Raw genomic sequence first — 2,417 nt, 5'->3', positions numbered from 1 at the left:
GCCCCCGCGGCCGCTCCCCCCCCCCCCCCCCGCCGCGGCCGCCCCCCCCCCGCGGGCCCCGCGACCGGCCGCGCCGCTTCGGCGTGGTGGATCTCGGCTCCAACTCCGTCCGCCTCGTGGTCTATGAGGGCGTCTCGCGGAACCCGCTGACCGTCTTCAACGAGAAGGCGGTGCTCGGCCTCGGCCGCGGCCTGCAGCAGACCGGGCGGCTGAACGAGGCGGCGGTCGCGCCGGCGATCACCGTGCTCGCGCGCTACGCCGCCATCGCCGCCGCGATGGATGCGGAGCCGGTGGAGATCCTCGCCACCGCCGCCGCGCGCGACGCCGAGAACGGCCCGGAGTTCATCGCCGCCATCGGCGCGCGGCTGCCCGAAATCCCGATCCACATCCTGTCGGGCACGGAGGAAGGCGCGCTCTCGGCCGATGGCGTGCTGCTCGGCTTCGCCGGCGCCGACGGCGTGCTCGGCGATCTCGGCGGCGGCTCTCTCGAGCTGGTCGAGCTCGACCGCGGCCAGCCCGGCGCGATCCAGTCGCTGCCGCTCGGCGCCATCCGCCTGGCCGACCGCGCGGGGTCGGATGCGGCGAAGGCGCGCGCGATCGTGGAGGCCGACCTCGCGCGCGTGCCCTGGCTGAAGCGCGGCGAGGCTCGCGACCTCTATCTCGTCGGCGGCGCCTGGCGGGCGCTGGCGCGGATGCACATCATGCAGACCGGCTACCCGCTCTCCATCGTGCATCACTACGTCATCACGCGGGAGGAGGCGCGCGACCTCGCCGGGGTGGTGGCCCAGGCGAACCGCAAGACGCTGGAGCGCATGCCCGGCGCGCCCGCCAAGCGCCTGCAGGACATGCCCTTCGCCGCCGTGGTGCTGCGCCGGCTGCTGCGCGCCACCGGCGCCCGCCGCGTGGTGTTCAGCGCCAACGGCCTGCGCGAGGGCTGGTACGCGCGCCTGCTGCCGCGCGCCGTGCGGGAGGAGGATCCGCTGCTTGCCGCCGGCCGCGACCTGGCCGCGCGCTTCGGCCGCGACGCCGACCTCGCCCCGGCGCTCCGCGCCTGGACCGACCCGCTCTTCCCGGAGGAGGCGGCGGATGCCGCGCTGCTGCGCGAGGCGGCGTGCTGGATCGCCGATATCGGCAGCCACGACCATCCCGACTATCGCGGCGAGCACGCCTTCTACCGCGTGCTGCGCCAGCCCGGCGTCGGCGTGGATCACCACCAGCGTGCCTTCCTCGCCCTGGTGGTGGCGCTGCGCTACGAGACCGGCAGCGACGCGCCCTTCCTGGCCGCAGCGCGCGCGCTGCTCGACGCCGCGGCGCTGAAGCGGGCGGAGGTGCTGGGCGCCGCGCTGCGGCTCGCCTTCACCCTCTCGGGCGGCGCGCCGACCCTGCTCGGCGGCACGGAACTCCGCCGGATCGGCGGCGAGCTTCGCCTCGCGCTGCGGGAGGGCAGCGGCGTCTTCGCCGGGGAGAGCGTGCAGCGGCGGCTGGATGCGCTGGCCGGCGCGATGGGCCTGACCGCGACGGTGGAGGTCAGGGCGGACTGATCGCGTCCCGCCTGATGGCCGGGCACGCTTGAAAATGCTCCAGGCAGGGCGCCCGCCGGCACCTCCCCGTCACTGCAGCGTGATGCCGAGTTCCCGGATCACGGCCGACCAGCGCGCGGCATCCTCGCGGATGGTCCGCGCCATCGCCTCGGGCGTGCCCGCGACCACCACGAAACCCAGCGCCTCCAGCCGCTGGGCAAGCTCACCCCGCGCCATGGCCTCGCGCACGGCGCCGGACAAGGCGTCGCGCTGCGGCGCCGGCATCCCGCCGGGGCCGGCGAGTCCCCACCAGTTGTTGACGAGCACGCCGGGGAAGCCTGCCTCCGCCGTCGTCGGCACCTGCGGCAGCGCCGGCAAGCGGGTCGGGCTCGCCACCGCCAACGGGCGCAGCCCGCCGCCTTCGATCAGCGGCCGCGCGACGCCATAGCCCACGAGATACAGCTGCACCTGGTCCTGCAGCAGCGCCGTCGCAGCTTCGCCGCCGCCGCGATAGGGCACGTGCAGCATGCTGATGCCGGCCTGCCGTGCCAGCAGTTCCGCGCCGAGATGCGGCGTGGAGCCGGCGCCGGGGGACGCGAAGTTCAAGGCGCCCGGGCGTGACCGCGCGAGGGCGACGAACTCCTGCAGCGTCGCCGCGGGCTGGCGCGCGTTGGTGAGGATGACGGAGGGCACGTCGGCGACGATCGAGACGGGCGCCAGCTCCGTGGCCGGGTCGAAGGGCATCGCGCGGTAGAGGAACTGGTTGATCGCGAAGTTGTTCGTCGCGCCCAGCAGCAGGGTGCCGCCGTCCGGCGTCGCCGCGGCCGTGAGCGGGGCGTCCCGCCCGCCCCCCCGGATCGGCCCGCGAGACAGGCGTAGCCACGCCCCCCGGCGCCC

General features: G+C 76.0%; 2 protein-coding genes. One reads left to right on the top strand and one right to left on the bottom strand.

Translation table 11 applies throughout. The features are described 5' to 3' along the window. Positions 1 to 83: 83 nt before the first annotated feature. A complete protein-coding gene (locus AC1MIR_RS19025; protein ID WP_480030225.1) occupies positions 84 to 1,541 on the top strand; it encodes a Ppx/GppA phosphatase family protein in 1,458 nt (485 codons plus the stop codon). A gap of 69 nt (positions 1,542 to 1,610) precedes the next feature. Here AC1MIR_RS19025 and AC1MIR_RS19020 read toward each other — a convergent pair. After that, positions 1,611 to 2,417, bottom strand: an 807-nt coding sequence (locus AC1MIR_RS19020; RefSeq protein WP_480029758.1) for a Bug family tripartite tricarboxylate transporter substrate binding protein, incomplete at its 5' end; no start/stop codon positions are given.

This window comes from Falsiroseomonas sp. RANM36 (assembly GCF_056682175.1).
This window is presented reverse-complemented; position numbering and strand designations above follow the sequence as displayed.